Genomic DNA, 23,645 nt, shown 5'->3' with positions numbered 1-23,645 from the left:
TATTGCCTCCTCGTTAAATCGGTCTATACCAATTATTATAGCATGTATCTATTAAAATGCAACTTATCTTTTCCTATTTACCCGAAAAAAAGTAAAATAACCAAAAAAGCTACGAGCATATTTAGATGGCCCGTAGCTTTTAGTTATAAAAAAGCGCAGAATAATTATTCTGCGCTAGTTACTTTTATTTATCTGTTTCGTTTTCTTCTTCTTTTTTCTCTAATTCTGGAATTAAGACCTCTTTTTCTTCTTTTGGTTTTTCTTTTGCAGCTTCTTTTTCAAGTTCATTTAATTGATCTTCCATCGAAGCTTTTTCTGGTTTTTTGAAATTTTGTTTTTCGCGTTCAATAATTTCATCTACCATAGTTGTAAAGTTTTGCGCTTTGTCTTTGATGATTTCTTTACTTTTCTTTGTTTTCTTTTCTAATTCATCCATTAGATCATCGAAGGATTGAGAAAGTTCTTTGCTCATATCTGCTTTCTTTTCTGCTTCTTCAGCTAAATCGCGTTGTTTTTGTGCTTCATGATAGTCACTAACACTACCCCAGCTCATGTCATGGATAACTTTGTCCATTTTTTCGGAAGTTTCTGTTGCATTTTTTTCAGCCATTTCCGCTAAATGTTGGGTTTTAAGATTTTTCCATTTTAAGCGCATTTCGTGCATACGTAGTTCTAATTTTTCAAGTTGTTCGGACGCTTGATCGTAATGTGCTTTTGTAGCTTCTAATTGTTCTTCATATTGAGCCACTTCTTCTAAAGCGAAATCAGCTAGTTTTGTTTCACCAGCTTCTTTTGCAATTTCTGCTTGGTGACGACGTTTTTCAACATAAACTTCCATTTCTTTATATTCCTTATAGAAAAGAGATTTCAGTTCGCGTTGTTTTTCTACCATGCGTTCTGCGTCTTTCATTTCTTGTTTTGTTTTATCCATATAGTAACTTACTGAATTGCGACGTTTTTCTTCACGTTTCTCGATTTTTTCACTAACTTCTTTATTCCATTGTTTCATTTTTTCAAAAAGGTTTGCCATTTTTTTCTCCTCCAATTATTTATTGTATGGGTAGTCGAATACGTCATCATTTTTTCTTGGTTTATTTTTATTTCTAGTTAGGAAGTAAATGATTGCTCCGATAATTACAACAACCAGAATTCCTTTTAAGTTAGCTAGAATTATTAAGGCACCAACGCCAATTAGAACACCATAAATAACTTTTTCACCTACGGACCTTGCTTCAAGTAGTTTCTTAAGTGACCAAAAGCCGAGCACTGCACCAACCATTGCTAGTATCGCTGGCAATAAGACTATAAGTATCATCGCAATTAGTAAAATTATTAATACGCCAATCAATATTGCTCTCATACACCTACCTCCTAACTTCCAAATGTAGCTGATATATTTTCTTTTATTACTGTACCTATCATAACCCTATCTATCAAGTATAATAACCCGCTGTAGAAGGAAATTCACCTACAACTTGAGTCCTATTGTCTAACTACAGGATAACATAATCTACTATAATAAGCAGTGTTTTCTACATAAAAAAAACAGCTTGTTCTCGCGTAACACAAGATACAAACTGCATTCTCATTATTTTACTTTTCTTCATATTGAAGAGATGAAACGCCACCTTCTGAAATCATGTTGTTTTCTTCCAGCTCTGTTTCGGAAATTTCTTTGTCAGCATAACGTGTCCGAATATCATTTACCTCATCAAAAGGGGTGGGCGGCTGTTGCTTTTTTACCACGTATACCGCTGCACAAGCTAAAACTCCAGCGACAGCTCCCACGGCTCCGGCAATAATTCCTACTTTATTTTTCACACTATCAACCTCCTCTTGAAATCCACTATTTTATTCCCTAAAAAAGTAGAAGTAAAACAAAAACGAGCTTGAAAAGTTCAAACTCGTTTCGAATTATAATCCAGAAAAAGCGCTCTTCGGTTTGCGGACAAAACAAAGTATAGCAGCAACAATGAATAGTAACGCAGGAATGAAACTAATTAGTGCTGTAGAAAGCAACGATACAACGCCTGCTGCTAAAAATAAATATCCAGCAAAAACTGGTTTTTTATTTTTGAATATGTAGTAAATCCCAAAGATACCAAGTGCGAGCGTAATTAAGCCTCCCGTTAATGCTGTCCAAGATAATGTTTGCACAAAATCCAATACACGATCGGGATCAGGAACCTCTTTTTTCGGGATTTCCCATTCAGTCATTGTTTTGTAGTAGTTGTTGTAGAAAGTTGTTAAACCTTCCTTTCCTTTTGAACCGCTTATCATTAATAGACCAATAATAGCAATAAATGCTTGTGCGAGTAGACTTAAAACAAGACCAATAATAGCGAGTACTATCTCACCAGTTCGTTTAATCATCTGAATATGCCTCCGTTTCTTCGCTTATTTTTCCAGTATACTATATGTTTTCATGAGAAGAAACCATTAAATTAGCAGAAAAAGTAGACCAATCGTGCGTTTTCCATAAAAAAAATGTATAATTTGTTCATAACAAATTTTAAAGGGGCGTAAAATAATGCTAAAGCGCGTGTTCTTCTCCATTATCTTACCATTAGGTTGTTTAGTTGGAGCAATTTTTATTTTACTAACGATTAACACGACTTATCCAAAAGCAGCCAATGATTCCATTCCAACCATTTTTATACATGGTTATCGTGGGACAGACCGCTCGCTTCACGGAATGATACGTCGCTTTGACCAAAAGTATGATTGGGGTACAGAGTCATTGACCGTAAATGTAAGCCCAGATGGAGAAATTTCTACTACTGGAACTTATAACAAAAAGGAAAAAAATCCACTTATCAACATTGTTTTTGAAGATAATCGGGCGACGCTTCCCCAACAATCGATGTGGACAAAAAAGGTAATGTCTTATTTACAACAAAATTATGCAATTAAAAAATTTAATGCAGTAGGTCATTCAATGGGGGGTGGCGCTTGGGTTTCGTATTTAGCTAGTTACGAAAAAAACAAGTCCTATCCACAAGTAAATAAAATTGTGTTTCTTGCAGTACCATTTTATCCGGAAGAATATGTAAATGGTGATCAACAGGTTGATATTAAAAACGCCAATAATGTACATGCTAAATTCGCTGAGAAAATGGCCAAAGTTTTACCCAATAATACAGAAATTATGATTATTGGTGGTAATTTGGAAGATGGTTCAAATAGTGATGGTGAAGTGAAATTAGACAGTGTTTTATATGGTGAAAAATTATTTGCACATCAAAAGGTGACGACACATGTCATTAAAGGACCACAAGCTACTCATAGTAGTATGCATGAATCTACTGTAGTGGATAAATATGTTGGTCAATTTTTATGGGGCGAGAAATAAACGATTAAAGGATGTTTCGAATGAAAAAAGTTATTATTTTAATTATCGCATTAGCCGTTATCATTACGGGCTTCTGGATAATTTTTCTTCAATTTGAGCCGACTAAAAAAGAAGCTAAAGAACCTACCGTGACAGCAAATAAAACAACAACAAAAGAACAAAATTCTGTTTCAGAAATAGCCATCCCTACCCTGTTTGTTCATGGGTATTCTGGAACAGCAAATTCATTCGGCGGTATGATTAATCGCCTTGCTGAAGACGGGGATGTAACAAAATCACTTGTTATGAATGTTGCGGCTGATGGGACTGTAAGCTCTAAGGGTGACTATGATAAGTTTAGTCATAACCCTACTATTCAAGTTATTTTTGAAGATAATAAAAGCTCAGCGGCAAATCAAACACAATGGATTCAAAATGTCATGAAAGAATTAAAAAATAATTATCATATCGAAAAAGTATACGCAGTTGGTCATTCCATGGGTGGCGTTAGTTTAACGAGTTACATTGAAAAAGTAGGTAATGATAAAACTTATCCTGTTCTTGAAAAACTTGTTTTAATCGGCGCTCCGCTTAATGGACTAGTAATTGGTGATGATGGTGTTACAGCTTACGACCTTACAGATTCAGGGCCAAAAAAATCTTCAGACCGTTATAGTGAATTCATGAAAAACAAACAAAAAATCCCTACTAATTTGCACGTATTAAATATTGCAGGTGATACTTTAAACGGAACAAAAAGCGATGGTAGTGTTTCTGTTGCGAGCGCCTTATCTGGCAAATTTATTTTTGAAGGCCAGGCAGCAAGTTACGAAGAAAAAACATTCACAGGGAAAAATGCAGCTCATAGTAAACTCCACGAAAACACCAATGTTGATGCCGAAGTAGCTGATTTTTTATGGGGAATAGAAAAAGTAGATTAAGCTATCGCCTAATCTACTTTTTTCTTGCGTCCAAATAACGTTCGTTTTTTTAAGTCTTCTGCATTTCTCACTTCTAAAATATCTAATAAGAATACAAAAACTGGAATTCCTACGATTAGCCCCCACACTCCAAAGAATGTTTCCGAGAAAATCAAAATAATAAATGTGTAAAATACCGGTAAGTTCGTTTTAGATGACATTAGTTTTGGATTTAAAATGTACGTCTCAATCGCATGGACAATGACAACGGTAATTAAAATGTACACCACATCTTGAAATCCTCCAACAGAATAAGCTATAAGCACCAGTGGAATACAGGAAATAATCACTCCTGCAACTGGGATTAATCCTAAGACGAAAACCATAATAGATAAACTAAGCAACTGTGGAAAGTCCATTAAATAAAGCGCGATTGTCGTAATAAATGTGTTTACTAAAGCAATCATTAATTGCGCCTCTAAAACTACTCCAAAAGTCGAAACAAATTTCTTTCCAAAAAACGCAGCCTCTTTAAAAATGAAGCCTACCTTACTTGTCATAAACTGCCCAGTAAAAGAAGTTACTCGTTCTTTTTCCAAAGAGAAAAATAAACTAAGAATTAATGCTAGGAAGAAAGACAATCCGACAGATCCAATACCGGAAAGTGAAGCGATAATAAAATCGACCCCAGCTTGTAAATATTTTTGTATGTTAGATTCTTTTAAAAACCCAACAATCCACTTCACAATCGTGTTGTCACTTGGATTATTGTAAAGTTTCACAAGAGAATCTACTAATTGAGAAATTTGATTAATTAAAATTGGTAAGAAATGCACTATAGCGACATATAAGAATACTGCTACTAGCGAATAAAGTACAATGACAATTAGCTTTCTTGGTACGCGCACCCTTTTCAAAATAACATTCTCTAGTCGTGTTACTAAAAATGCAAAAATGAATGTTAGTAAAATCAAATCAATCATACTTCTGAGTAAATATAAAACAACGCCTAGAAGGACAAACACTAGCACCCGTCTTGCAGTGTCGTTTTCTTTTAGTTTTTCTAACCAATTCATATCCTCACCAGCCCTTTTCTTTCTTCATTTTATCATAGTTTAACAAAATAAGGTTTACAAAAAAAGAATTCTTCTGTAAAATAGAACCAATCATCCTACCTTTAGAAATGGAGTGAATAGTATGGTAGAAAAAATTGAACGAAAATCGCTTGCAGAGCAAGTTTATGATCAAATAAAAGCAGAAATTACTAATGGTACGTGGAAAATTGGTGAGCGTATTCCAAAAGAAGCGGATTTAATGGCTGAATTTGGCATTAGTCGTAATACGTTACGTGAAGCTATTCGCGCCCTAGCTCATATCGGTTTACTGGAAACCAAACAAGGTGACGGGACTTTTGTTCGTAACAATAGTGAACTAAATGCTATCATGCAGAAGCGTGTCCGCGAATCCACGGTTCAAGAAATCTTGGAAATTCGGCATGCACTTGACAGAGAAGCGGTTATTCTGGCCTGCGACCGACGTACGGAAGAAGATGTAGAAACACTAGAAAAATATAGACAACAATGCCAACTAGCGACTGAAAAAAATGATGTAGGCGCTTTTGTGAAAGCTGATTCTGCCCTTCATTTAACAATTGTAAAGGCAGCACATAACGATTTGTTGTTAGATATGTATGTCAATATTTTAGAAGAAATACAGTTTTCAATCACGAGTACAACCGAAATGAGTCCAGAAGCTAATCAGCATAATGGGCATGCTGCGCTTGTCAAAGCGATTGAAAAACGAAATAAAGAACAAGCAGCTCATGAAGTAACAGAGTATATTACACTTTTCAAACGAATTGCTGCTAAGAATGGAGAAAAGAAATGAATTCAGATTTAACCAATAAAAAAATCCTTACACGTTCGAGTAAGGTGATGCTAGTTTTAGGCATTATTTTGATTGCAGCGAACTTACGGACACCGATTACATCTGTTGGTCCGTTACTTGGAATGATCCAGTCAGATTTACACTTAACTAATACGATGGCTGGGTTACTTACAACGATTCCATTACTTGCATTTGCAGGTCTGTCACCATTTGTTTCTAAGCTAAGTCGTGCGCTTGGTATAGAAGTATTAATATTTGTAGCACTGTTAACGCTTGTAGTTGGTAGCTTACTACGACCGTTCGGCGGCGAATTTAATTTGTTTGCTGGAACGTTTATGATTGGTCTTGCTATTGCTGTCGGAAATGTTATTTTACCAAGTTTGATAAAAAAAGAATTTCCATTTAAATTGGGGCTAATGACCGGGGTTTATTCCATTTCGATGAATTTATGTGCGGCGCTTGCAGCTGGGCTAACGGTTCCAATTGCTATGAACAACCGCTTTAGTTGGCATGGAAGTATGGTTTTCTGGGCGATTCTTGGTGTCGTTGCTCTAGTCATTTGGATTCCACAACTAAAATATAATCAACGCTCGACGGAAAAAATTGCAACTCACTTGGTTACAACTTCGGTTTGGAAATCTCCGCTCGCATGGAAAATTTCTTTATTTATGGGTTCCCAGTCAGCAATATTTTATATTTCGATTGCTTGGTTACCAAATATTTTAGCAGATCAAGGATTATCTAGTACATCGATTGGTTTAATGCTTTCCTTGATGCAGTTTGCTGTAATGCCGATTACGTTTATTATTCCTATTATCGCTGGACGAATGAAAAATCAGCAAGTACTGGTTGGGATTTCTATTTTATTCTTTTTGATTGGGATTTTTGGCATTATGTTTGCTTCTGGTAGCATACTTATTTTATCCATCGCTATCATTATCTATGGAATTGGCTCGGGGATGTCATTTAGTTTGTCGATGATGTTCTTTAATTTGCGAACAACAAGCGCTACCGAATCAGCAGATCTATCTGGAATGGCGCAATCTATCGGGTACTTGTTCGCTGCTTCCGGTCCGATATTATTTGGTACCCTACATGATGCGCTTGGTAGCTGGCAACCAACCTTATATGTTTTAGTTGGTATCACTCTAATTATGCTATACTGCGGCCTAGATGCTGGACGCAATAAATTTCTCTTCTCTCAGAAAAAGTGATTTTTGCGCATAAAAAAACTAGTGCGGAAAAAGGGAGTAAACCGCACTAGCTAAAAGGGAGTTTGGGATTTTCATTCTAAAAAGGGAAAGAAATGAAAATGTTTTGCTTGTTGTTAGCTTATACATATAATAACTTTTCTAAAAAAGAATGTGCTGAAAGAAAGATGATAATTTCATGAGAGTTTAAAAAAGTTTTTCTCAGTTTCTCCCTCTTAATCTTTCTAGCTTTTCTGCAATTCTATTTTTCATTTCTTCCGTTTCTTGGGGATGTTTCATTATTTCATTAGTTTCTGAAATAGTGACGACATCCCCTTCTTTTATGGATGAATCAAGCTTTTCTTTGTCAATTTGCCATTCTGTTTGGTCTGGTTCTAATAGAAAAACTGCTTTGCCATCTTCTATCCGATCTAAAATTGCTTTTTTCATCCTAATCACCTACTTTGTTACGGCAATGCCTTGTTCTTTTATTTGGCGCACAATGCCATCGCCAATGCCGTTAATTTTTTTCAAGTCATCTATGGACTGATATGGTCGCTCCGCAATGATTTTTTCTGCAAGCGCTGGCCCAATTAGTGGTAATAATTGTAAATCTTCGCTAGATGCTGTATTTAAATTAATGCTTTCTGGTAATTCTTCGGATGTTGCATCTTCTGTTTTTTGTGTGCTATTTTCTTTATTATAGCTGCTACCTGGTTTTGGTGTCCCTGATTTTTCGGTTTGCACATGGATTTTTTCGCCATCGGTTTCGATAATAACCGTACCATTCACATCTGTTCCATATGTTTTTATATCGCGCTCTTTTAGCCACTCCAGCACTTCCACATGAGGATGTCCGTAACTATTAGCCATTTCAGCAGAGTAAACAGCCACTTGCGGTTTTACTTTATCTAGGAAAAATGGCTGGTTGGATGTGGACGATCCGTGGTGCCCTAAATCTAAAATATCCGCTTCTAAATTGGCACCGCTATCTACCATTTCTCTTTCTCGACCTTTTTCTGCGTCACCTGTAAAAATAGCGGAAATATCTTTATAGGTGATTTTTACAGCGATAGAATCATTATTTGCGTCATTTTCCAGTTTATCAGGGCTTAAAACCTCTAGATTAAATGGACCAAAAGTCGCTTTTTCGCCGCGTCTCGGTTCTTTGTATTTGGCATCTGAAGCTAATGCCGCGTCAATTACTTTCTCGTAAATACTACTAGAAAAAGTTAAACCATCCATCCAAATTTCTTTTGGTTTGTATGTAGCGATTACTTTATCAGCATTACCGATATGGTCTGCGTGCGGGTGTGTCAGTAGCAGCAAATCTATTTTCTTTATATTCGATTCTTTTAAATAGGTTAAAATACGGTCATCATCTTGGCGACCAGTATCAATCAAAATAGTTGTACCATCTTCTGCTTGGATAAGTGTGCTATCACCTTGTCCAACATCAAAAAATGTAAAACTTGCACCATTCAATGTTTTTTCGGTAATGTTCGATTTACTCGTTGATGGTTCGGAAAAACTACAACCGCTTAAAAATATCGCGATTAAACTTATACAGATTACTAATTTCTTTGTCATCTTTCTCCTCCTGCTCTCTTAGTAGAATAGCAAAGGAAGGCGAAACAGTAAAGTTTTTAAAACAAAAACCGCCTGGAATCAAATTGATTACACGCGGTCATTTATGTTGGATTCATTTCACTTTTTCTTTAAAGGAAAAGAGTACTTCTTCCGTTTTTGGTTCATAGTCGATTTTCCAGTCGTGGTCTTTGAAATACCAATAATCATGATCTTCAATGAAGAAAATTAAGTCTTCTTTCTTCTCAGCTACAGCTGCTTCTTGCGGTTTTTCGGCAGTTAAACCGATAGAGAAACCAGGATGCAAGGAACTGTTAGAACCACCGTATTTCGCAAAAAGTCGAATTCCATTACCATTAGCTACATCAAACTCATCATGAAACCATTTATTTGCTTGGTCCGTTACCTCGATATTCATACTTTTCACTCCTCGTTTCCAATTTTTTCGTAATGATTGTTATTCAAGAATAGCAGATTTCTTGGTGAATTTCACTTTTTCTGCTTTTTGTTATGAGGATAATATACCTCTTTCAAAGAAACTTCAAACCACATTGTGTTAAAACAACTAAAAAATAAGAATATTGTACTATAACAGTTAGAGACAAAAAAACTGTACGAGACGATTAATCCCGCACAGTTTTTATTACTCTCTATTCTAATGGAGCTTTTCCTAAGAATGCTTTGAACATCCAGATATGTTTGTCAATGCTTGCTTTGAAAGCAATTAGCATATCGTTTGTTACATTGTCGCCTTCTTTGTCAGTAAGCTCAATACCTTGTTGATATTCGTCTCTAAGTAATTCTAATGTTCCAACTAAGTCTTCCATTAATTGATCCATTGTTTTTGGTTTTGTATAAGGCGCTTCTTCTACGCTGGCATTTTCTAAAAACTCTTTTAAAGTCGAGAATGGGCTTCCGCCGATTGCTAGTAAACGTTCTGCTACTTCATCCATTTGTTCGCCGAATTCGCTATATAAATCATCCATTTTTTCATGTAAAGTGAAGAAGTTGTGGCCTCTCATATACCAATGAATTTGATGAATTTTTACTGTGAATACGTTTAAATTCGCTACTTGGTGATTCAAAAATTCCTTTGTGTCTACTGAGTTGATTGTTTTCATAATTATCTTCCTCCTATTTTATAATGATTATCACTTAATAATAAGTATAATCTATTTCCACATCAATGTCCAGTGTGGAAACCATCACAAAGTATTTACCACTGATAAAATTTCTTAAACATCTATAACCATTTTCTCATTATTTATCTTCTCTTTTATGATAGAATAAAAAAGAGTTTTAGACAACTAGGAGGGCCCAAGCTATGGAAAATTATTCTCACCGCTTTCAGGTGAACTTGGCTGGTATGATTGACATTCTCTCAAACCACCTTTATGACGAAAAAGATGTTTATATTCGCGAATTGCTGCAAAATGCAACCGATGCCATTCGTGCTAGGAAAAAAATTGATTCAACTTTAGAAGGTAAAATCCATGCATCTCTAACTGGAGATAATAATGAAAAAACATTAATTGTAGAAGACAACGGCATTGGTTTAACGGAAGATGAGGTTCACGCTTTTCTAGCTACTATTGCTAATTCATCAAAAGGCGAAAAAAACTTTGATGGAGAAAGTTCCAATGACTTTATTGGTCGTTTTGGGATTGGTTTACTTTCTTGTTTTATCGTGAGTGATGAAATTGTAATGATTTCTACCTCTCAAAAAGATGGCGGCACAACCGAGTGGCGCGGAAAAGCGGATGGTACTTATTCCGTTCGCAAAATAGAAACTGACACTCGCGAACCAGGTACGCAAGTGTATTTACGTTTACGCGCCGGTTTAGAAGATCATCCTGAATGTGAGGACGTCGAATATTTAATCAATACACTGAAAAAATATGGTTCCTCTTTGGAAAGCAATATAATAGTAGAAATGAATGGTTTAGAGGAAGAAATTAATAGTTGGACCAAACAGTTTTCTGATAAAGAAACCTTGTCAACACTTTCGAGAGAACAAATTATTCAGTACGGCGAATATATCCTTGGAACGCATTTCCAAGACTATTTCTTAATTGAAAATGAGTCAGGAAGAACGTTTGGTATTGCTTATATGATTCCACATGCTGTTCAAATGAATGCTATCCGAAAAAATACGGTATTTCTAAATAAGATTTTTGTCACCAGTGAAGCAAATAATATTTTACCAGATTGGTCATTTTTTGCTAAATGCGTGATTTGGACGGATGAACTTCAACCCGTTGCTTCCCGTGAAGCATTTTATAAAAATGAGCGGTTAACTAGTGTTGCAAGTGAGCTTGGCGTTGCTTTAAAAAAAGGAATTGAAACTCTTCCGGAAGAAGCGCTGATGAAATTATTAGCTACACATTATCTTGGTTTTAAAGCACTTGCGAGTGAAGATGCACCATTTTTAAAATTAATTTATCCTTATCTTCCAGTTCGAACTTTAAATGGCGAAGAAAAATTAGGTGATATTATCGCTAAAAATGACGTCATCTATTACACTTACTCGGTCGATGATTTTAGACAAATTAAGGATATTGCGAGATCAAGCGGCATGACACTTATTAATGGTGGTTATTCCTACGACTCGCCAATTTTAGCGCAGTTAAGTTACTTTGTGGAAGGAACTGAATTTATTTTAATCGAGCCGGAAGAAATGACGGATAAATTACGTCCAATGACAGGGGATGAAGAACAAGCTTACCAACCTATTTTGACAGAAATGAATAGTATGATGGCTGAATTTGATACAGATGTATTAATTAAACATTTTGAACCGAAAGATTTACCGATTATTTTCATCCACTCTACAGCAACACAAGAATTACGCGAACTAGAACGTGCTGTCGAAGAAACGAATTCTGTTTTTAGTGATATTTTAGAGAGCATCCAAAAAGAACAAGAACCTGCACCGCTTGCTCACTTGTATTTAAATTTGGATAACGAGCTGATTAAAAGACTTTTCACTTCTGGAAAAACAGTGAAAGAATTGTCCGTAATTGTGAATGTACTTTATATCCAAGCCTTACTATTAGGGCATTATCCGCTTAAACGGAAAGAAATGGTATTAATGAATCAAAATATGTTACGAATCTTAGAGATGCTATAGGAGGCAAAATAATGGATTACTTAAATGATACACAAACAGTTTGGGGCATGGAAGATACACCTGAAAAAATTAAAGTTTTAGAACGAATCATTACTGGTGCAGATGCGCATAATGATGTAGAAAGTGGCATTGAGGCTCGCGATATGCTAATTGAAACTTGTTTAACTGTCGGCTTTCCAAAAAAACAGCTACAAGCTTTTAGTTGGTTAATTAGCAAATGGGAAGACGAAGATAACGATGTCTATATTGACTCAGAAGATCTTCTTTGGAAATATAAATGGATTAGCGAACATGTTCCAACGTTTGATGAAGTTTCGAAAGCTCAAATTGATGGGCTTTTAAATGATATGAAAGTAAAATTCGAACAAGAAAATTATTCGCTACGACCTTACTATAAAGTATGTACTCTTGCAGCAATGCGGATGGGTGATGTGGAAAAAGCAAAAGAACTATATAACAAATGGAGCACTACAAAAGCAGATTATTTAAATGACTGCCCTGCTTGTGAAAGAAATGATCAAGTAAATTATTATTGTTTTGTGCAAGATTATGAAAAAGCCAAGGAAAAAGCGAAACCAATTATTGATGGGAAACAGCGCTGCGCTGAAGTCCCTCATTTAACCTACGGAAATATGGCACTTGCTTATTTAGACTTGGGCGATGCAAAAATGGCGCAAGAATGTTTTGATAAAGGTTATCCGCTTGTAGAAAAACAAATTTCCTTAATTCCGCCACTTGGCCAATTGCTTAGATATTTAGTATCTACAAACCAAACGGAAAAAGCGCGTGAAGTCCTTGATACGAATCTGGAAATCGTTCTCCAAGCCGAGGCTGGTTTAGACCGTCTTATTTTCTTACAAGCAGCCTACCCTCTTTTTGATCGGGAAAAAGAAGCTGATTTGGTGGAAATGACGGAAGCTTTAACGGCGAAGTTTGACGCTCGTAATGAAAATAATTATTATCAAAATCGTTTAGAAGCTTACTAAAAGTTTTACAAAATGCTATTGGAGGATGACAATGGATTATTTGAATGCACTAGAAGAAGCTTGGGGAATGGACGATACTTCTGAAAAAGTAAAATTATTGGAACAAGCTATTGCAAGTGCCGATATGTATAACGATGTCGAAAGCGCTGTTGAAGCCAGGGAATTATTGATAGAAACTTGTTTAACGGCTGGCTTTCCTAAAAAACAACTGAAAGCATTTAGTTGGTTAGTGAAAAAATGGGAAGACGACGATTCTTCTGTAGACACCTTCGATCTTTTTTGGAATTATAAATGGATTAGCGAACAGATTGCTACATTTGATGAAATACCAAAAACACAAATTAACAGGCTTTTAGAGGATATGAAGCTGAAATTCGAGCAGCAAAATTACTCACTGCGCCCTTATTATAAAGTTTGTACGCTTGATGCTATGTGGATGGGTGAAGTGGAAAAAGCTAAACAATTCTTTGTTAAATGGAATAACACAGAAGCTGATCATTTAAATGACTGCCGTGCTTGCGAAACATGTGCTCAAGCCAGTTATTATTACTTCATTAAAGATTATGAAAAAGCCAAGGAAACAGCTACCCCGATTATTAATGGAAAATTAGCCTGTGCCGAAGTCCCTCATTATACTTATGGAGATATGGCGCTTGTTTATTTGGAACTTGGTGATGCGGAGATGGCGCAAGAATGCTTCGATAAAGGTTATCCACTTGTGGAAAAACAGATCGCCTTAATCCAACCACTCAGCTATTTGCTTAAATATCTAGTGAAGACAAACCAAACAGAAAAAGCACGCGAAGTTCTTGATGTGCATAAGGAAATTGTTCTTCAAGCAGAAAGCGGAATGGATCGTCTCTTATTCCTACAAGCAGCCTATCCTCTTTTCGACCGGGAAAAAGAAGCTGATTTGGTGGAAATGACGGAAGCTTTAACGGCGAAGTTTGATGCTCGGAATGAAAATAGTTATTATCAAGATCTTTTGAAGTGATATTTTGGAACATAGTTAGGAATTATTCCTAGCTATGTTCTTTTGTTTGCGCTATATCGCTTTTTTTAGGATAATACAGGGAGGAGTTGAAGAAGATGACGATTTGGGTGGAAAACGAAAATAAAGGCGCAACTGAACAAACTATACATGAAAAAGAAACTGAGATTGGCTTGATTTTGCCAACTGACTATAAACAATTGCTATTGAAGCAAAATGGTGGTTTGATTCGCAAAAATCATTTCCCGACTTCGGAACCTACTTCTTACGGGCTGGATTTTGGCGAGATCTATTATTTGGGAAGTTTGGATGAATTATTAACGGATATTCCAGAACAAAAAGATGTTGAGCTCGCAGGAAAGCAAGTTTACTTTCACCGGGATGAATCGCGTTATCTTGGTTTTTCTTATATAGATAATACGTCCGAACCCAGTATTATTTATGTTGATTTTGAAACGTTACAAACACTTATTGTTGCTGAAACGTTTGCTACATTTATAGAGGAATTGTACTTTAGTCCCTTTCCTACCGATTTCGCGGAACAATTTCCCATAAAAAAATTAAATCAAATTTTCGCTTCCAGCAATGTGCAAAAAACAAAACAGTTACTGGAACTATTAGAAGATTATCCAGATAAAAAGTGGTATTTAGAGACACTTTTAGGATTACTTGAAAAACAAGAAATCCCGTATAATTTAGTTGTCTGTAGTTTATTTGAAAATCAATTGCTTTATTTCCGAAGAAAACTCGTACCTGAGCTTGTGGAGCAAATTTTCGTCCGACTTAAAGCGTGTGATGGAATAAATAAAGTGACTGTGGCTGAATTATATAAAGAATGGAACTAAGGAGGAATTCAATTGGTAAAAGTAGTTTTTGTATGTTTAGGAAATATTTGTCGTTCCCCCATGGCTGAGGGGTTATTTCGAAAAGAAGTGGCTAATGCTGGGCTGACGGATGAAATAAAGATTGATTCTGCAGCAACTGGAACGTGGAATTTAGGTAAGCCTCCACATCGCGGGACGCAGGAAGTGTTGAAAAAGCATGGTGTTGATTACCAAGCAATGCGTGCTCGAAAAATTTCTGATGCTGATTTTAAAGAAGCAGATTTTATTATCGGGATGGATCAGCAAAATTTAGCTGATTTAAATGCCCTTAATAACAATCCAGATGTAATCATTCGTTCGCTGATGTCTTTTGTCTCAGGTCAAGAAGATAAAGATATCCCCGACCCTTATTATACTGGTGATTTTGATGAAACCGAGCGCATGGTAACTGAGGGAGTGAAAGCTCTTTTAACCTATATTACAAAAAAATAGTCTGTTTTTAGCCCAAATATGTTTAAAGACTGATCTCACGGGAATATATAAGAGTACAATCAAAAGTGCAGAAAGAGGTTTTTATATATGTTAGGAATTATTTGGGGAATAATCGTTGTTTTATTAGCAGTTTGGTTACTTGGAATTATTTTCCATATTGCGGGTGGATTAATTAATATCTTGCTAGTAATCGTTTTAATACTCGTTATTTGGAACTTAATTCAAATGGCTAGAAATAAACGTAAATAACTGAAAAAGAACGGTACGGCGCATTACGATAATGTGCTGTACCGTTCTTTTATTTTTGATTTAAATGTTGTTTTTCTAAAAATGCTTTTAAATCTAAACGGCTTGGTCTTCCAAGTCCGCGGGCAATTTGTTCGGACCAGCCTTCTACTCGTTTACCTGCTGTTCGTTCATTGTAGTAAGTTTTTATTTGTTTATCGTATTCTGCTAAAGTTTCTGGATTCATTTTTTGGTAACTATTTTCGTGATATACCAAATCTTGAGGTAATCTCGGTTTCGCTTTTTCTTTGTTAGCAACTGGATGACCAATTGTTAGACCAAATAACGGCATCGTATATGGTGGTAAATCAAGTATTTCGGCGATTTGTTCGACATCGTTACGAATACCGCCAATAAAGCAAATACCAAGTCCTAATGATTCTGCCGCGATAGCCATATTTTGCGCAGCAAGTGCCGCATCTATGACGGAAACAAGCCATTTTTCTGAAGTTTCCAGTGCCGCTGTGTCTACTTGGTGTTCTTCTAAGATGGCGTGATGACGAGCTAAATCAGCAACGAAAATAAATAGTTGTCCAGTTTGTACTGTATATGGTTGATTTCCTGCAATGGCTGAGATTTGTTCCCGAATATCTTTATCTGTTATTCCGATGATGGAGTATGCTTGAACAAAACTGGATGTAGATGCGGCTTGTGCACTCTTGATAAGTAAGGTCAACGCTTCTTCCGTTAAGTCCTTGTCTTCAAATTTTCGCACTGAGTAATGTCCCAGAATGGCATCTATCGCCTGATTCATCCTAACTCCCCCTTAGTCTTGAAAAATTTTTCGATCGTAATTCGGTTCTTGTAAAAGTGCACCAAAATTCTGCTGACGTAACGCTTCATAAGCTAAAATTGCTGCTGTATTAGATAAATTCAATGAACGAATATGGTCAGTCATTGGAATACGCAAACAATTTTCTTCATTCTCTTGTAAAAGCGCATCTGGCAATCCAGTCGTTTCTTTTCCAAAAACGAAGAAATAATCTTTGTTTGTATCACTATAATCGATATCGCTATAAACATGACGACCAAATTTGGTAATGTAATAAAATTCTCCGCCTTCATTTTTCTCGAAGAATTCATCTAGAGAATCGTAATAGGAAAGTTTCACGTTATCCCAGTAATCAAGTCCAGCACGTTTTAACATTTTATCGTCTGTTGAAAAACCAAGTGGACGGATTAAATGTAAGTAAGTATCTGTCCCGGCACATGTTCTGGAGATATTTCCGGTATTCGCTGGTATTTCTGGTTGGTATAGTACGATATGGTTTGGCATTTCTTTTCACCTGGTTTCTATTAATTTGGTATGACTGTTAATTCTTGTAATACTTGTACATCTTGTTCGGTTTGAAGTGCTCGCTCGACAGCTTCTTCGGCATCTCTTCCACCAATTTTTCGTAGCGCCCAGCCGGCAGTTCCTCGGATGACTGGTCTTGGATCGTTTTGCAAACAGTCGATTAAGTCTGGTACAGCTGTTTTATCTTTATACCGCGCTAGAATGATGATGGCATTTCGCTGAATGGGCTTCTTCCCACGCCACGAACCCGCCATATCGCCAAACTGTTCTTTAAAAGCGCGATTGGAAATGTGTAATAGTGGTTTTAATTCTGGTCGAACAAGCTCTGGATCAGGCTCCATTTCTTCATGAAAGTGGAAATCATGCCCACGATTATACGGACAGACTACCTGACAAGTATCACAACCATACAAACGATTATGCAACACTTCGCGATATTTTTCATCTAGAAAGTCTTTTGTTTGCGTCAAATAACTTAAACATATTTTCGGATTCATTTTCCCTTCCCCTAGTAAGGAACCCGTTGGACAGGCTTTAACACATTGATTACAGCTTCCACACAAGTCGCTAGCAGGGGTATCTGGTTCAAAGGGAATATTGGTTATCATCTCACCTAAATAAACCCACGAGCCGTATTCAGGCGTTATTAGCAAGGTATTTTTCCCCCGCCAGCCTATTCCCGCTCGTTCTGCTACAGCTACATCCGATAATTCCCCTGTATCCACCATCGATTTCATTCGTACATCAGGTAATCGCTCAATTAAAAAAGTTTCGAGTAGCGCTAATTTTTCTCGCAAAACGGTATGGTAATCAATTCCCCAAGAAGCTCTGGCAAACACACCTCGCCTAGCTCCTTTTTTACTCACAGGTGCTTCTTTTAATTTAGACGGATAAGCAAGTGCAATGGCGATAATCGACTGAGGTTCTTTGAAGATAAGTTCAGGATAAACTCGCTCTTCAATTACTGGATGTTCAAATCCCGTAAAAAGGTCCAGCGCTTCCGCCTCTAATAATCGTTCTTTTAAAAATAAAAAAGGGTCCGCTGTCGTGAAACCAATTTTTTGAATACCAATTTCATATGCATAAGCAATGAGCTCTTCTTTTAACGCTGCATAATCAGCTTTCTGCTTCACTACCATCATCCCCTCTCTCCTTATTTTCAGGCAATAAAATAAACGCAATGCTTCGCTTAAAAAGGTCGAAACACTGCGTTGATAACAGGATTTATAAAAATATAAAGCGGGTGATGGGAATCGAACCCACGACAACAGCTTGGAAGGCTGTAGTTTTACCACTAAACTACACCCGCATAGTAAGTAGTTCTTAGTGTTTTAACAACTTTTATATAATACCATTCTATGTATGTTTTGACAAGGCTTTTTCTGGAATTTCTTTATAAAAAATAAATATTTGTTTTCTTTAAAGCTTTTTTACTCAAATAAATAAGAATCACGATATAAAATATATTTATCTTCTCTCAATGGTAAAGCTTCTGACTCAGATGTGGTAAAATGGATAGAAGAAATGGTAAAGCGATCGTTGACTTTTACAAAAATGTTTTTACTTCTGATAACGATGGTACTACTTCTAGTGCTTCATACAACATCGAATTTAATGCTAACGGATAAATGGTACTAGTGGCGGGACACTTTATCAACTTAATTAAGGATGTGTGAAGTATGGAAAATAGTATTGAATACTCCTGTATAGTCCCTGTTTTTAATGAAGAAGAAGTTCTACTAAAAACATATAAACGGCTTACAGAAGTCATGCAAACACTTGACGGTCCCTACGAAATTATTTTTGTAAATGATGGTAGTCGAGATCTCACGAAGAGTATGTTGCAAAAGTTAAGCGCAGAAGATAGTTGTGTAAAAGCAATCCATTTTTCGAGGAATTTTGGGCATCAGATTGCTATTACTGCCGGTGCCAATTATGCTCACGGTAAAGCTGTTATTGTAATTGATGCAGATTTACAAGATCCTCCTGAATTAATTATTGAAATGGTTGAGAAATGGAAAGAAGGCTATCAAGTTGTATATGCACAGCGCCTCAAACGAAAAGGCGAGACTTTCTTTAAAAAACAAAGCGCTTCTCTTTTTTATCGTATTTTAACTAAATTAACAGATATCAATATTCCAGTTGATACAGGGGATTTCCGGCTTATGGATGCGCAAGTTTGTCGCGAACTCGCTGGCTTACATGAGAAAAACCCCTTTGTTCGTGGCCAAGTAAGTTGGCTTGGCTTTAAACAAACAGCCCTTCATTATGAACGAGATGAACGCGCGGCTGGAGAAACAAAATATCCACTCAAAAAAATGATTAAATTATCTATAGATGGTATCACCTCTTTTTCTTATCGGCCCTTAAAACTTGCAAGCTATCTTGGCGTTTTAACAGCATTTATTGGCTTTATTTACTTAATTATAGTGCTCTTCCAACGATTCTTTACTGATACAACATTAACGGGCTGGACTTCTATTATTATTTTACAACTTGTTTTTGGAGGGACAATTCTTTTCATTCTGGGATTAATTGGTGAATACATTGGTCGAATTTATGATGAAGTAAAAGATCGTCCGCTTTATATTATAGAAGAAGAAAATGGTTTTTCTGACCAAAAATAATATTTAGTTAAAATCCTGGTTAAAATGCTAGGATTTTAACTATATTCAAGCTGTTTTATTAGCGCTTTATCATTTTTATGTGAGAAAATAAATTATGTAGTTAAAGACCACTGGAGGCTTGCTTATGACATTTTGGCAGGATATGATGAATTTCTTTTCTTATGATAATTTAATGTACTGGCTAAGTGAGTACCGAAATCTAGGTCCACTTTTAGCTTTTCTCTTACCTTTTATTGAAGCGTTTTTACCATTTTTACCATTTATAGTTTTCGTTGTAGTGAACGTAAATGCATATGGACTACTCATTGGCTTTTTAATCTCTGTTATTGCAGCCATTGCTGGTAGTTTATGCGTATTTTTGTTAGCACGAAAATTTGGGCAGACTCGTTTTTTACGCTTTATTTCAGGTCATAAACAAATTAAACGAGTAATGGAATGGATTGATAGACATGGTTTTAGTCCGATTTTTATTTTACTTGTAATGCCTTTTACTCCATCTTCTGCCGTAAATATCGTTGCAGGTCTCTCTAAAATTAAAGTGTATCAATTTATATTAGCGCTTGTAGGTGGGAAATTAATAAAAGTATTCGCTATTAGCTATATTGGCTATGATTTCGTAGACTTGATTCACCAACCGCTTAAACTGGCTATATTAGCTGTTTCTGTCGTTATTTTATGGTTTGTTGGAAAACGATTAGAACACTGGATGTCAGGAAAAAATCTCAAATAAAAAAATGGAAAGCACGCATCCCGCGTGCTTTCCATTTTTTTAATAAAGTAAATCTAAAAATTCATCTTTAGTAATATTACCAAAGTATTCTTTTACGTCTATATCTACTAAAGCCTCAGCCAAAACTTCACGTTTATAAGTAGTATTAACTAATTTCTCCTCGATATCTGCCACATTTTTAACGCCGAAGAAGTCACCAAAAATCTTGATATCTGTAATCACACCTTTTTGGACATTCAAGCGAACGTCTACTGCACCAACTGGGAAACGTTTTGTACGTGTTAAGTCAAATTTTGGCGATTTCCCATAATTCCAGTCCCAGTTACCATAACGTTTAGCAGAGATTTCGTGGATTTTTTCCCAATCTGCGGCAGTTAGTTTGTATTCTTTCACGTCTTCTACTTTTTCCACGCCAAAAATATAAAGTAAGAGTAAATCTCGAAACTCCTCGGTTGTCATTTCTTGGTCCATGAAATCAGAAATATTCGCTACTCGACTACGAACAGACTTAATTCCTTTTGATTCGATTTTATCTTTACGTGGTTTTAGCGATGCAGCAACGTTATCTAAGTTCAAATCATACATTAATGTACCATGCGAGAACATTTTTCCTTTTGTTGCAAATTGCGCATTACCGGAAACTTTGAAGCCATCAATCAATAAATCATTACGCCCTTTTAGTTCCGCATTGACGCCTAAACGTTTCAGAGCTTCCACAATCGGTTGTGTGAATTTCGCAAAATTATGGAAAGACTCTCCATCATCTTCCGTGATAAAACTGAAATTTAAGTTTCCTTCATCGTGATAAACCGCGCCGCCACCAGAAAGTCTGCGCACAACGATGACATCATTTTTCTCCACATACTCTGTATCAATTTCTTCTACCGTATTTTGATTGCGTCCAATGATAATCGATGGCTTATTAATATAAAATAAAAGCACAGGCTCATCTAGATTTAATTCTGTTAAAATAAATTCCTCCACCGCTAAATTAATACGTGGATCTTTCTCATTATTATTATCTATAAAATACATACTCCTACCCCTTTTCTTCTATATTAAAATGTTTTCGTGAATCCTTTTGATGCGAGTGCAATTTCTCCGGTGTAAATAGCCGCTGCTTCTTGTTTTAAAACTTCTAAATCGCCAACTTCTGGTAAATGACTGAGGAGTAATGATTTCACATTGGCTTCTCTGGCAATTTTTGCGACTTCCGTGCTAGCCATATGCACTTTTGTTTTTCCGGCTAAGTCATGGAAAAAGTTGGTGTCTGTTACTAATAAATCTGCTCCCTCTGAAAAAGGGATAAAACTATCTTGATAAGCACTATCTGCGGTGTATACGAAAACTTTGTCGCCTGCTTCTATTCTCATAGCATAGCAAGGTACTGGATGAATCGTCTTTAAGAAAGTTACTTTAAACGGTCCGATTTCAAGTCTATCATCTGGTTTATATTCGATTGCTTTTGTTACATTTGCCATTTCTAAATAAGAATAACCGCGTTCATCTTCTTTATGTCCATATATCGGCAAGACTGGCGGTTTTTCTTTTTTTTGGGAGAGCAATCGAATGTGCTGCAAAATTCCTACGTCTGCTACATGATCTGGATGGTAATGAGAAATTATTGCCGCATCAATATCATCAGGATCAATATAGTTTTGCATAATAGAAACAGCACTTGCACCAACATCAATTAACAGCTTAAATCCAGCTTCTTCCAGCAAATAACTAGATGTGCCTTCATTTGCTACCGGGTAGCCACCCCAATGTCCAAAAACGGTTAGTTTCATCACTGCACTTCCTTTCTCAAAGTAAACCTCATTTATATGATACAACATTTATAATAAAAGGAGAAATTATCCAGAAAAAAGACAGCTTAGAAAATCCGCTGTCTTTTTTTCCTCATTATTTACTAGGGAAATATTTATTCTCTAATTCTTTTGTTAGCTTTTCCGTTTTTTCTAGCTCACCAACTGCGACAAAACGTTTCGTTGTTTCAGTTGGTTTATCACAAGTAATCAGCGTTATTCTAGCATCTTTCGTATTATCAATAACGCTTACTTCTGTTTCATCAATTGTTTTTGTTTCAGTAACTGTATATTCGTATAAATTTTCAAGATCCGTTAGATAAATCTTGTCGCCTTTTTTCACTTTCATTATTGGGCCAAACAACATAGACTCATCACGCATATGGTGACCTGCTAGCGGATAATTACCTTTACCCATTACTTGATCAGAACGCATAGTTGTTGCTCCAGCTAGCAAATTAGCTGTATTTGTTCCCTTGAAAACTAATAGGTTAACGTCTACAGATGGAACTGCGATAGAACCAACGACTGCATCTTTGTCGTAATTTGCCGCTCCTTTAATAACAGATGTCATAGAAGGTAGCTGAACACTTTCAAAATCAAATGTAGCGTCTTTTTCATTATTTTTCTTTATATCTGATGCTTTATATTGCTCGATTGTTTCATGACCACTCATGTATTTCACAATGCCGTTTTTGATGAATGGGGAAAAAATTAATAGTAGCCCGATGATTAAAATTATTATTGCAATTGTTTTCTTTAACATATGATTCCTCCTTGTAACTATTTCATTATATAGTAGCTCTTCTTATGAAGCAAAGAAAATCAGTGTCTTGATAAAACTATTTTCCCTACCTGTGACAAAATTGTAAAGTTATTTCCAAATATCAGTCCGAATGCTATTTTTTCGTTGCCCAGAAATATATGGGCTTCCCTTCACAGTAAACCTAAGAGGATAATGGGTTGCAATTCCTTTATTAGGTACTCCTATTCGATTAGTTGCTTCTATTAAATGCGGCAATTTTGCCTCTTCTAACCAAATGTTACTATCAAAAAGAGTTTTCCCGTAATCTTGCATACTTAATCCTAAAGCTTGCGTTAATTTTCCGGGGCCATTGGTAAGTTCATAACTAGTTTTCCCGTGACGATTTTGTGTCATTTGTTGTTTGGCTTGTTCGTCAGGTTCGATGGCTCGTATTAGAATGGCTTCTGGAATTCCTTTTGGCATGGTTATAAAATTAAGCAACACTTGGCGATGCATTTGGTACATATAGATTGTTCCTGGGGATGAAAACATTACTTCTGTTCGTTTCGTTCGTAAATTTTGAAAACTATGTGCCGCCATGTCTGTAGCCCCGAGGTACGCTTCTGTTTCCACTATTAGTCCAGATAGAAGTCCCTCATTCGTTTGATGTACGAGACGCATACCCAGAATATCTCTCGCTAATTCGATTGTCGTCTTACTTTCAAAAAATTCTTTCGTAATCATCGCTTCCATTTCATACCTCAATGTTTTCTTTTTATTCTAGCAGACTTCCATTCCAAATGGTTCTTTTTTGA

At 36.1% G+C, this 23,645-nt stretch carries 28 protein-coding genes and 1 tRNA gene; 12 read left to right on the top strand and 17 right to left on the bottom strand.

Going from position 1 to position 23,645, the window contains the following annotated elements; genetic code table 11:
- Window positions 1–184: 184 nt before the first annotated feature.
- From CKV70_RS04925 to CKV70_RS04910, 4 genes are all read right to left on the bottom strand, one after another.
- The gene (locus CKV70_RS04925) at window positions 185–1,030 is read right to left on the bottom strand and encodes a PspA/IM30 family protein (RefSeq protein ID WP_003722776.1); all 846 of its coding nucleotides are present in this window, start codon (window positions 1,028–1,030) and stop codon (window positions 185–187) included.
- A 15-nt stretch (window positions 1,031–1,045) separates the two neighbouring features.
- Window positions 1,046–1,360, bottom strand: coding sequence for a lmo0954 family membrane protein (locus CKV70_RS04920; protein ID WP_003722775.1), 315 nt, complete (start codon window positions 1,358–1,360; stop codon window positions 1,046–1,048).
- 233 nt (window positions 1,361–1,593) lie between these two features.
- Entirely contained in the window at window positions 1,594–1,821 is a 228-nt protein-coding gene (locus CKV70_RS04915; protein WP_003722774.1) for a hypothetical protein, read from the bottom strand.
- A gap of 93 nt (window positions 1,822–1,914) precedes the next feature.
- The gene (locus CKV70_RS04910; RefSeq protein ID WP_003722773.1) at window positions 1,915–2,373 is read right to left on the bottom strand and encodes a DUF4064 domain-containing protein; all 459 of its coding nucleotides are present in this window, start codon (window positions 2,371–2,373) and stop codon (window positions 1,915–1,917) included.
- Between the two features lie 157 nt (window positions 2,374–2,530).
- Here CKV70_RS04910 and CKV70_RS04905 point away from each other — a divergent pair, with 157 nt between their 5' ends.
- Both CKV70_RS04905 and CKV70_RS04900 read left to right on the top strand, forming a co-directional pair.
- A complete protein-coding gene (locus CKV70_RS04905) occupies window positions 2,531–3,352 on the top strand; it encodes an alpha/beta hydrolase (RefSeq protein ID WP_003722772.1) in 822 nt (273 codons plus the stop codon).
- A gap of 20 nt (window positions 3,353–3,372) precedes the next feature.
- Window positions 3,373–4,272: an alpha/beta hydrolase gene (locus CKV70_RS04900; RefSeq protein WP_003722771.1), complete on the top strand. Its 900-nt coding sequence runs from the start codon at window positions 3,373–3,375 to the stop codon at window positions 4,270–4,272.
- 8 nt (window positions 4,273–4,280) lie between these two features.
- On the opposite strand, the gene CKV70_RS04895 is transcribed toward CKV70_RS04900, so the two are convergent.
- Window positions 4,281–5,327, bottom strand: a complete 1,047-nt coding sequence (locus CKV70_RS04895) for an AI-2E family transporter (RefSeq protein WP_003722770.1) — start codon at window positions 5,325–5,327, stop codon at window positions 4,281–4,283.
- A gap of 121 nt (window positions 5,328–5,448) precedes the next feature.
- Between CKV70_RS04895 and CKV70_RS04890 the strand changes: the two genes are divergently transcribed.
- Together CKV70_RS04890 and CKV70_RS04885 are read left to right on the top strand one after the other, a co-directional pair.
- Window positions 5,449–6,138, top strand: coding sequence for a FadR/GntR family transcriptional regulator (locus tag CKV70_RS04890; protein WP_003732421.1), 690 nt, complete (start codon window positions 5,449–5,451; stop codon window positions 6,136–6,138).
- A complete protein-coding gene (locus CKV70_RS04885; protein WP_014930865.1) occupies window positions 6,135–7,352 on the top strand; it encodes a CynX/NimT family MFS transporter in 1,218 nt (405 codons plus the stop codon). The genes CKV70_RS04890 and CKV70_RS04885 overlap by 4 nt, the downstream gene beginning before the upstream one ends.
- Window positions 7,353–7,550: 198 nt before the next feature.
- On the opposite strand, the gene CKV70_RS04880 is transcribed toward CKV70_RS04885, so the two are convergent.
- The 4 genes from CKV70_RS04880 to fri all read right to left on the bottom strand — a co-directional run bounded on the left by CKV70_RS04880 (window position 7,551) and on the right by fri (window position 10,036).
- A complete protein-coding gene (locus tag CKV70_RS04880; RefSeq protein WP_003722767.1) occupies window positions 7,551–7,778 on the bottom strand; it encodes a DUF3006 domain-containing protein in 228 nt (75 codons plus the stop codon).
- A gap of 9 nt (window positions 7,779–7,787) precedes the next feature.
- Window positions 7,788–8,918: an MBL fold metallo-hydrolase gene (locus CKV70_RS04875; protein ID WP_003729869.1), complete on the bottom strand. Its 1,131-nt coding sequence runs from the start codon at window positions 8,916–8,918 to the stop codon at window positions 7,788–7,790.
- A gap of 112 nt (window positions 8,919–9,030) precedes the next feature.
- Window positions 9,031–9,333: a HesB/YadR/YfhF family protein gene (locus tag CKV70_RS04865; protein WP_003722764.1), complete on the bottom strand. Its 303-nt coding sequence runs from the start codon at window positions 9,331–9,333 to the stop codon at window positions 9,031–9,033.
- 232 nt (window positions 9,334–9,565) lie between these two features.
- Window positions 9,566–10,036: a non-heme iron-binding ferritin Fri gene (fri, locus tag CKV70_RS04860; RefSeq protein WP_003719147.1), complete on the bottom strand. Its 471-nt coding sequence runs from the start codon at window positions 10,034–10,036 to the stop codon at window positions 9,566–9,568.
- 203 nt (window positions 10,037–10,239) lie between these two features.
- Between fri and CKV70_RS04855 the strand changes: the two genes are divergently transcribed.
- From CKV70_RS04855 to CKV70_RS04830, 6 genes are all read left to right on the top strand, one after another.
- On the top strand, window positions 10,240–12,045 hold the full coding sequence (locus CKV70_RS04855; protein ID WP_014930864.1) for an HSP90 family protein: 1,806 nt from the start codon (window positions 10,240–10,242) through the stop codon (window positions 12,043–12,045).
- 11 nt (window positions 12,046–12,056) lie between these two features.
- On the top strand, window positions 12,057–13,031 hold the full coding sequence (locus tag CKV70_RS04850; RefSeq protein WP_010989621.1) for a hypothetical protein: 975 nt from the start codon (window positions 12,057–12,059) through the stop codon (window positions 13,029–13,031).
- A gap of 31 nt (window positions 13,032–13,062) precedes the next feature.
- The gene (locus tag CKV70_RS04845) at window positions 13,063–14,025 is read left to right on the top strand and encodes a hypothetical protein (RefSeq protein ID WP_009926933.1); all 963 of its coding nucleotides are present in this window, start codon (window positions 13,063–13,065) and stop codon (window positions 14,023–14,025) included.
- A 95-nt stretch (window positions 14,026–14,120) separates the two neighbouring features.
- Window positions 14,121–14,867 carry an SMI1/KNR4 family protein gene (locus CKV70_RS04840; protein ID WP_012951417.1) on the top strand — a complete coding sequence of 249 codons (747 nt, stop codon included), beginning with the start codon at window positions 14,121–14,123 and terminating at the stop codon, window positions 14,865–14,867.
- Window positions 14,868–14,879: 12 nt separating this feature from the next.
- Window positions 14,880–15,338 (top strand): low molecular weight protein-tyrosine-phosphatase, encoded by a 459-nt coding sequence (locus CKV70_RS04835; protein ID WP_003732414.1) that lies wholly within the window; start codon window positions 14,880–14,882, stop codon window positions 15,336–15,338.
- Window positions 15,339–15,425: 87 nt separating this feature from the next.
- Entirely contained in the window at window positions 15,426–15,587 is a 162-nt protein-coding gene (locus CKV70_RS04830) for a lmo0937 family membrane protein (RefSeq protein WP_003722759.1), read from the top strand.
- A 49-nt stretch (window positions 15,588–15,636) separates the two neighbouring features.
- Here CKV70_RS04830 and nfsA read toward each other — a convergent pair whose 3' ends face one another.
- The 4 genes from nfsA to CKV70_RS04810 form a co-directional block, all read right to left on the bottom strand.
- Window positions 15,637–16,377, bottom strand: a complete 741-nt coding sequence (gene nfsA / locus CKV70_RS04825) for an oxygen-insensitive NADPH nitroreductase (RefSeq protein WP_012951415.1) — start codon at window positions 16,375–16,377, stop codon at window positions 15,637–15,639.
- Window positions 16,378–16,389: 12 nt separating this feature from the next.
- Window positions 16,390–16,899, bottom strand: a complete 510-nt coding sequence (gene trmL / locus CKV70_RS04820) for a tRNA (uridine(34)/cytosine(34)/5-carboxymethylaminomethyluridine(34)-2'-O)-methyltransferase TrmL (RefSeq protein ID WP_003722757.1) — start codon at window positions 16,897–16,899, stop codon at window positions 16,390–16,392.
- A gap of 20 nt (window positions 16,900–16,919) precedes the next feature.
- Entirely contained in the window at window positions 16,920–18,059 is a 1,140-nt protein-coding gene (queG, locus tag CKV70_RS04815) for a tRNA epoxyqueuosine(34) reductase QueG (protein WP_014600686.1), read from the bottom strand.
- A 99-nt stretch (window positions 18,060–18,158) separates the two neighbouring features.
- Window positions 18,159–18,229 (bottom strand) — tRNA-Gly (locus CKV70_RS04810).
- Between the two features lie 370 nt (window positions 18,230–18,599).
- Between CKV70_RS04810 and CKV70_RS04805 the strand changes: the two genes are divergently transcribed.
- Window positions 18,600–19,547 (top strand): glycosyltransferase GltA, encoded by a 948-nt coding sequence (locus CKV70_RS04805; protein WP_003722755.1) that lies wholly within the window; start codon window positions 18,600–18,602, stop codon window positions 19,545–19,547.
- Window positions 19,548–19,671: 124 nt separating this feature from the next.
- On the top strand, window positions 19,672–20,277 hold the full coding sequence (locus CKV70_RS04800; RefSeq protein WP_003732411.1) for a TVP38/TMEM64 family protein: 606 nt from the start codon (window positions 19,672–19,674) through the stop codon (window positions 20,275–20,277).
- A 39-nt stretch (window positions 20,278–20,316) separates the two neighbouring features.
- Here CKV70_RS04800 and lplA1 read toward each other — a convergent pair whose 3' ends face one another.
- From lplA1 to CKV70_RS04780, 4 genes are all read right to left on the bottom strand, one after another.
- Window positions 20,317–21,312, bottom strand: a complete 996-nt coding sequence (lplA1, locus tag CKV70_RS04795) for a lipoate protein ligase LplA1 (protein ID WP_003722753.1) — start codon at window positions 21,310–21,312, stop codon at window positions 20,317–20,319.
- 23 nt (window positions 21,313–21,335) lie between these two features.
- Complete coding sequence (locus CKV70_RS04790) at window positions 21,336–22,067, bottom strand: MBL fold metallo-hydrolase (RefSeq protein WP_014600685.1); 732 nt, start codon at window positions 22,065–22,067, stop codon at window positions 21,336–21,338.
- Between the two features lie 115 nt (window positions 22,068–22,182).
- Window positions 22,183–22,851 (bottom strand): class A sortase, encoded by a 669-nt coding sequence (locus CKV70_RS04785; protein ID WP_003722751.1) that lies wholly within the window; start codon window positions 22,849–22,851, stop codon window positions 22,183–22,185.
- 108 nt (window positions 22,852–22,959) lie between these two features.
- Complete coding sequence (locus tag CKV70_RS04780; RefSeq protein WP_014600684.1) at window positions 22,960–23,583, bottom strand: DNA-3-methyladenine glycosylase; 624 nt, start codon at window positions 23,581–23,583, stop codon at window positions 22,960–22,962.
- Between the last annotated feature and the right edge of the window lie 62 nt (window positions 23,584–23,645).

The organism is Listeria monocytogenes (assembly GCF_900187225.1).
GTDB classification, from domain to species: domain Bacteria; phylum Bacillota; class Bacilli; order Lactobacillales; family Listeriaceae; genus Listeria; species Listeria monocytogenes.
The sequence above is the reverse complement of the archived record's forward strand: the minus strand, read 5'-3'. Positions and strand labels throughout refer to the sequence as shown.

Excerpts from the sequence above, each read along its gene's own strand:
- CKV70_RS04925 (WP_003722776.1), bottom strand. The coding sequence starts at position 1,030 with ATGGCAAACCTTTTTGAAAAAATGAAACAATGGAATAAAGAAGTTAGT.
- CKV70_RS04890 (WP_003732421.1), top strand. The coding sequence starts at position 5,449 with ATGGTAGAAAAAATTGAACGAAAATCGCTTGCAGAGCAAGTTTATGAT.
- CKV70_RS04855 (WP_014930864.1), top strand. The coding sequence starts at position 10,240 with ATGGAAAATTATTCTCACCGCTTTCAGGTGAACTTGGCTGGTATGATT.
- CKV70_RS04830 (WP_003722759.1), top strand. The coding sequence starts at position 15,426 with ATGTTAGGAATTATTTGGGGAATAATCGTTGTTTTATTAGCAGTTTGG.
- queG (WP_014600686.1), bottom strand. The coding sequence starts at position 18,059 with ATGGTAGTGAAGCAGAAAGCTGATTATGCAGCGTTAAAAGAAGAGCTC.
- CKV70_RS04790 (WP_014600685.1), bottom strand. The coding sequence starts at position 22,067 with ATGAAACTAACCGTTTTTGGACATTGGGGTGGCTACCCGGTAGCAAAT.
- CKV70_RS04800 (WP_003732411.1), top strand. The coding sequence starts at position 19,672 with ATGACATTTTGGCAGGATATGATGAATTTCTTTTCTTATGATAATTTA.
- CKV70_RS04785 (WP_003722751.1), bottom strand. The coding sequence starts at position 22,851 with ATGTTAAAGAAAACAATTGCAATAATAATTTTAATCATCGGGCTACTA.
- nfsA (WP_012951415.1), bottom strand. The coding sequence starts at position 16,377 with ATGAATCAGGCGATAGATGCCATTCTGGGACATTACTCAGTGCGAAAA.
- CKV70_RS04895 (WP_003722770.1), bottom strand. The coding sequence starts at position 5,327 with ATGAATTGGTTAGAAAAACTAAAAGAAAACGACACTGCAAGACGGGTG.
- fri (WP_003719147.1), bottom strand. The coding sequence starts at position 10,036 with ATGAAAACAATCAACTCAGTAGACACAAAGGAATTTTTGAATCACCAA.
- CKV70_RS04875 (WP_003729869.1), bottom strand. The coding sequence starts at position 8,918 with ATGACAAAGAAATTAGTAATCTGTATAAGTTTAATCGCGATATTTTTA.
- CKV70_RS04905 (WP_003722772.1), top strand. The coding sequence starts at position 2,531 with ATGCTAAAGCGCGTGTTCTTCTCCATTATCTTACCATTAGGTTGTTTA.
- CKV70_RS04865 (WP_003722764.1), bottom strand. The coding sequence starts at position 9,333 with ATGAATATCGAGGTAACGGACCAAGCAAATAAATGGTTTCATGATGAG.
- CKV70_RS04805 (WP_003722755.1), top strand. The coding sequence starts at position 18,600 with ATGGAAAATAGTATTGAATACTCCTGTATAGTCCCTGTTTTTAATGAA.
- CKV70_RS04900 (WP_003722771.1), top strand. The coding sequence starts at position 3,373 with ATGAAAAAAGTTATTATTTTAATTATCGCATTAGCCGTTATCATTACG.
- CKV70_RS04885 (WP_014930865.1), top strand. The coding sequence starts at position 6,135 with ATGAATTCAGATTTAACCAATAAAAAAATCCTTACACGTTCGAGTAAG.
- CKV70_RS04845 (WP_009926933.1), top strand. The coding sequence starts at position 13,063 with ATGGATTATTTGAATGCACTAGAAGAAGCTTGGGGAATGGACGATACT.
- CKV70_RS04880 (WP_003722767.1), bottom strand. The coding sequence starts at position 7,778 with ATGAAAAAAGCAATTTTAGATCGGATAGAAGATGGCAAAGCAGTTTTT.
- CKV70_RS04920 (WP_003722775.1), bottom strand. The coding sequence starts at position 1,360 with ATGAGAGCAATATTGATTGGCGTATTAATAATTTTACTAATTGCGATG.
- CKV70_RS04840 (WP_012951417.1), top strand. The coding sequence starts at position 14,121 with ATGACGATTTGGGTGGAAAACGAAAATAAAGGCGCAACTGAACAAACT.
- CKV70_RS04850 (WP_010989621.1), top strand. The coding sequence starts at position 12,057 with ATGGATTACTTAAATGATACACAAACAGTTTGGGGCATGGAAGATACA.
- lplA1 (WP_003722753.1), bottom strand. The coding sequence starts at position 21,312 with ATGTATTTTATAGATAATAATAATGAGAAAGATCCACGTATTAATTTA.
- CKV70_RS04910 (WP_003722773.1), bottom strand. The coding sequence starts at position 2,373 with ATGATTAAACGAACTGGTGAGATAGTACTCGCTATTATTGGTCTTGTT.
- trmL (WP_003722757.1), bottom strand. The coding sequence starts at position 16,899 with ATGCCAAACCATATCGTACTATACCAACCAGAAATACCAGCGAATACC.
- CKV70_RS04780 (WP_014600684.1), bottom strand. The coding sequence starts at position 23,583 with ATGGAAGCGATGATTACGAAAGAATTTTTTGAAAGTAAGACGACAATC.